This is a genomic window from Caldimonas taiwanensis NBRC 104434 (assembly GCF_001592165.1).
Classification (GTDB): domain Bacteria; phylum Pseudomonadota; class Gammaproteobacteria; order Burkholderiales; family Burkholderiaceae_C; genus Caldimonas; species Caldimonas manganoxidans.
Window position 1 is genome coordinate 1 of sequence record NZ_BCWK01000041.1, and the last position, 4,871, is coordinate 4,871.

Sequence of the window (4,871 nt, forward strand, 5' to 3'; positions counted from 1 at the left end):
CTGCGGCCGAAAGCTCTCGGCGCCGCTGGTGATGTGGCCGTCGCTGCCGCGCAGCGCCCAGCCGGTGGTGGTGCCCAGGTCCAGGGCCAGGATCGTGGTGTGCATGGGTGCAGTCCTTCGTTCATGTCGTTGCCGGTGACCGAAGGTGACCGCCGTGGGGAATGAACCTTCCGCCTGCGCGCGCGTACGCGCGTAAAGAGATTCAATCCCGCAGCCAGTCACCTTCGGTCACCCTGGGAGGTCAGTCGTCGCGGTACGGCAACCGCAGGCCGTAGTCCTTGGGCTTGAGGGACAGACCCGCCAGCCCCTTGGTGCCCCCGTGCAGCCGCGTGCGTTCGAAGCCGCGGTTGGCCAGTTGCTGGGCGAGCCAGCGGCTCGTGCCGACATACTCGCCGCGCCGGGCGGCCCACTCTTGCCAGTGCTGGAACACATCGGCCACGGCCACGCGGGCCTGCGGGTGACGCTGGGCCTCCTCGTCGAGGAAGTCGCCGATCGCGTCCTCCTCGTCGAAGTACTCCTCGGTGGCGGCTTGCACGATGGCGGGCGGATCGAGCCCCTCGCGCTGCCAGGCGAGACACCCCTCGACCGCCCAGGCCAGGATGCCGTCGCGCTCGGCCAGGAGCTTGTCGGTGAGCCGGCCATCGCGCTTGTCGGGCGGGATCGTCACCGTGAAGGGGATCAGGTGCAGCCGGCGCTTCATCGCCTCGTCCACGTTGCGGATCGCGGGCTTGTGGTTGCCCGCGATCACCAGCTTGAACTGGGGCGTGTACTCGAAGAAGTCCTGCCGCATGAAGCGCGCCGAGACCTTGTCGCCGCCGGTGAGCGCCTTGACCTTGGACTCGTTCCAGCGCCGCCCCTGCTCGGTCTCGATGGAGGAGACGAAGCGCGCGCCGCGCAGGCCCGCCAGATCGGTCGGATGCCGGTCGCCGCGCGCCTCCATGAAGGTGTCCATCGGTGCGCTGGTGGCGTAGTCGCCCAGGATCGTGGCCACGGTGTTGACGAACACCGACTTGCCGTTGGCGCCGGTGCCGTAGAGGAAGAACAGCGCATGCGCCGCCGTCGAGCCGGTGAGGCAGTAGCCGACCATGCGTTGCAGATACGCTTGGAGTTCGGCGTTGCCGCCGGTCACGTCGGCCAGGAAGGCCCGCCAGCGGGGGCAATCGCCGCGGGGCGTGGCGGTGGCGAGCTTTGTCATGCGGTCGGCGCGCTCGTGCGGACGCAGCCGCCCGGTGCGCAGATCGACCACGCCGCCCGGCGTGTTGAGCGCGAAGGGATCGGCATCCCACTCGTCGGAGGTCGAGGCATGTCGCCGGTCGGTGCGGGCGAGCCGCTCCACGCCGCCCACCGTGCTGCTGGCGGCGAGTTTGGCCGCGAGCCGGTGCGAGTCGGCTTTGAGGGCGGCCTCGCGGCAGATGGCGCGGATGAGGTGGTGCACCAGCAGCGTCTCGTCAGCCTGCCAGCGCCGACCGTCCCACACCAGCCACTTGCCCCAGGCGGCGCAATAGCGCCAGTCCTCGGCATAGCGTGCGGTGAAGGTGAGCGCCAGCGCGTCGTCGGTGGCCCAGACGGAGGGCTCCTGCGTGGGCTGTCCGATGGCGGGCTTGATGCTCATGCGCGGGCCCGCGGCGATGAAGGCGCCGACATCGAAGCCCTCGGCCACGGCGTCGGCGGCGTCCCAGCCTTCGGGCCGGTCCTCCGGTGGCAGCAGCACGTCACACGAGGCGGCGCCGGCGGCCAGTGCCGCCTGCGCGGCGGCCATGGCGTACTCCCAGCCCGGCTTGTCGCGGTCGGGCCAGATCAGCACGGCTTTGTCTTGGAGCGGCGACCAGTCGGTCTTGTCCACCGGGGCATTCGCCCCGTGCATCGCGGTGGTGGCGCATACCCCGGCGTCGATCAGCGCCTGCGCGCATTTCTCGCCCTCGACCAGCACCACCTGCTCGGCACGGGTCATCCCCGGCTGGTTGTAGAGCGGCCTCGGCTCGGGCGGAGCCATCTTGCGCCGCTTGGCGTCCCAGGGCCGGAATTCCTTCTTGCGCCCGGGCGGGTCGTAGCGGTAGACGACGGCGATGAGCCGCCCCTGCGCGTCGAGGTAGTCCCACTTGGCGGTGGCGGGGCCGAGTTCGTCCAGCGGCGTCTGCCGGTTTGTCCGGCGGCGGGACGCCGGGGCCGCGGAAACGCGGCCGACGAGGTCTTCCGCCAAGTCGAGGACGCGCGCGAAGTCGCGCTCGGCATCGAGCCCGTGATGGGCGGCGAGGAGGTCGAAGACGTCGCCGCCTTCGCCCGTGGCCCGGTCGGTCCACAGGCCCGCTTTGTCGCCGGCGAGCACCACTTCCAGGCTGTCGCCGGGGCTGCCCAGCACGTCGCCGATGAGGAACCTGCCGCGGCGCGTGCGACCGGCAGGAAACAGCAGGGACAGCAGCCCCTCCAAACGCCCGAGCAGGGCGGCTCGCACCGCCTCACGGCGCTCGGCGGCCACGGCTTCGGCATGGGGGGTGGAGTCATTGAAGTCCAGCATCGGCCTCCTCCCCATGACGGCGCTGCGCGATGCCGCTGACCTGCGCGTCGTGCATCCAGGCCACGAGTTCGGTGAGCTTGAAACGCAGCAGCTTGCCGACCCGGTAATGCGGCAGCCGCAGACGCCGACGCTCCTTGGCGTGGGTGAGCCAGTACAGCGGCAGGTTCAGCGCGTGCGCGGCCTCACGGGCGTCGATCAGGCGCTCGCCCAGCACTTCAGACAACGAGGCGATCGTCATGACTGGCCCCTCCAGCACCGGTCCTGCCAGGGGCACATCCGGCATTCGACGTGGGTGGAATCGGCAAACGCGCGCGGCAGCAACTCGCCCGCCTCGGTGGCGGTAATGACCTTGACAGCCCGATCGGACATGCGCTGCGCAAGCAGGGCATCGAACAGCACCCGCTCGGCGTAGATCTCCATGGTGTCGGCGTTCACAGCCGTGAACAGCGCCGGCTGCTCGTGCAGGCCGAGATAGGCCTGGTAGATCGCCACCTGCGCGGCGTAGATGGGCTTGGCTACGGCGAGGCGCTTCTTCTCGAGTTCTCGCCAGGACTTCGCACTCAAGGCTTTGTTCTCCCACAGCGCGGGGTAGCCGAAGCCCGGCCCCAGATCCGGCCCGGCGACGAGGACGCCATCGGCGTGGCCCTGCAGGCGACCGTTGAGTGCCGAGAAGCCCCACTGCTCGCCGGCGTCGTTGCGCGTGCGCAGATCGAAGCCTGCTTCGCGCAGCCAGGCGGCCATGCAGTCCTCCATCACATGGCCGCGCTCGAAGACGCGCAGCAGACGGCCGTCGGTCTCGCGGCCTGGGTCGACCGGAGCTTCGGCGGACTCGTACTGCAGCTGCCGCTCGCAAGCCGCTCCCAGGCGCGAGGCACCCAGGTAGGTGCGGCGCGGCTGGGCCGCGCGGGTTCGCTGCATCCCGGCGTCGATCAGCGCTGTCAGCTGGCCCGAGAAGCCCTTGGAGGCGTTGAAGTCCATCATCGCCGCGCCTCCTTTTTTGCCGACTCCGGCGCCTCCCACGGCAGGTCGTCTTCCAGGTCCGCGAAGGGGTCGGACACGGGGTCTTTGAGCCCGCGCACCGGCGGATACTTGCTCGCCTCGTGGTGCGCGACCATCGCCTCGGTGTAGCCGGTGACGATGGCGTCGATCACCTGCAGCGCTTCGGCTTCCGAGTACGCCCCGAGCGGCTTGTCGAAGCCGATGCTCTCGGCCGCCTCGCCGAAGGCCTTGAGGCACTTCCGCATCGCGGCCAGTTCGACGTCAGACGGATCGATCATCGCGACCTCCGTCTTGTCGATGCGGCCTTCCTGCACCCGCAACCAGTGGCCGTAGAGCGCGTGGAACGCCTGCTGGCAGCGCCGCGAGCAGAACACCCAGTCGATGGGATAGCGCCGGGCGTCGCCCACCGGATGGCGAGAATCCAGGTGACCGTAGCCGCGCGCCTGTCGTTTGCAGACCCAACACTTCATTCACTGCCGCCCTCCTTGCGCTGTGCCGGCTCACTGCGCCCAGGCCGGCTTGCCCGGCACGGCGGGACGCTGCGCGACGGCGGGGACGGGCATCGCGCGGGGCGGGACGACCGCCGCCGGCGCACCGGAGGAGCCGCTGCCCGGGGTCTTGGGCGGCACGCCCATCAGCCGGGCGTAGTCCGGGTGGTCGGGCTCGACGGCGTTTCGGACGACGTTCTTCAGTTCCCCGCGGCCGTCTTTCTCGACGTCGATGCGGGCGAGGAACTCGATGCCATCGAGCTCATGAAAGCCCTGGATGCGCCGTGCGGCGGCCGCCTGCGGGCTCATGTCCTGGGGGTGGACGTGGCGCGCGGAATTGAGCACCGCGCGCACGAAGCTGCGCCCCATCTGGCCCCAGGCCGGGCCTTTGGGGCTGGAGAGGCCGATGTTGCTCCAGAGCTTGCGGCGGGCGTAGTCGCCCTCCAGCACCACGAACTCGGCGGCGAGATAGACGGAACCCGTCTCGAAGCTCTGCGTGGCCCAGCCACCGGTCCAGCCCTGCGCCGGGTCATCGAAGCCACCGGGCTTGATCGTCATGCGCACGCGGGCGAGCGTGCCCTTGGGGATGAGGTCGAAGCTTTGCTGTTGTTCGGCGTCGTTGAAATCGTTCCAAGCGGTCATGGCTTACTCCTGGGTGGATGGGGGAATGCGGGTGGCGGCGGCGCACTTGGCGATCAGTGCGGCCAGATTCGGCGGCTCCAGCAGCTCGAGCTGGCCGGATCGGTCCTTGGCCGGGACGCCGTAGGGATTGACGGTGTGGCAGACGAAGGCGCGGTAGCTGCTGCCGTCTTCGGCCTTGATCTCGGCCAAGGTGACGACTTCATCGACGATGCCGGGGAGTTCCGCCG

General features: G+C 69.9%; 5 protein-coding genes and 1 pseudogene. All 6 read right to left on the reverse strand.

Annotated features, from left to right (window positions below; translation table 11 throughout):
• Positions 1-241 precede the first annotated feature (241 nt).
• Complete coding sequence (locus CTA01S_RS15645) at positions 242-2,515, reverse strand: phage/plasmid primase, P4 family (RefSeq protein ID WP_062196793.1); 2,274 nt, start codon at positions 2,513-2,515, stop codon at positions 242-244.
• Positions 2,499-2,753 carry a hypothetical protein gene (locus CTA01S_RS15650; RefSeq protein WP_062196794.1) on the reverse strand — a complete coding sequence of 85 codons (255 nt, stop codon included), beginning with the start codon at positions 2,751-2,753 and terminating at the stop codon, positions 2,499-2,501. Before CTA01S_RS15650 ends, CTA01S_RS15645 begins: the two co-directional genes overlap by 17 nt.
• A complete protein-coding gene (locus tag CTA01S_RS15655) occupies positions 2,750-3,496 on the reverse strand; it encodes a hypothetical protein (RefSeq protein ID WP_062196795.1) in 747 nt (248 codons plus the stop codon). The genes CTA01S_RS15650 and CTA01S_RS15655 overlap by 4 nt, the downstream gene beginning before the upstream one ends.
• The gene (locus CTA01S_RS15660; RefSeq protein WP_062196796.1) at positions 3,493-3,984 is read right to left on the reverse strand and encodes a DUF6511 domain-containing protein; all 492 of its coding nucleotides are present in this window, start codon (positions 3,982-3,984) and stop codon (positions 3,493-3,495) included. The genes CTA01S_RS15655 and CTA01S_RS15660 overlap by 4 nt, the downstream gene beginning before the upstream one ends.
• A 30-nt stretch (positions 3,985-4,014) precedes the next feature.
• A complete protein-coding gene (locus CTA01S_RS15665; protein WP_062196797.1) occupies positions 4,015-4,644 on the reverse strand; it encodes a hypothetical protein in 630 nt (209 codons plus the stop codon).
• A 3-nt stretch (positions 4,645-4,647) separates the two neighbouring features.
• A pseudogene (locus CTA01S_RS15670) lies at positions 4,648-4,871 on the reverse strand (hypothetical protein); the annotation flags it as partial.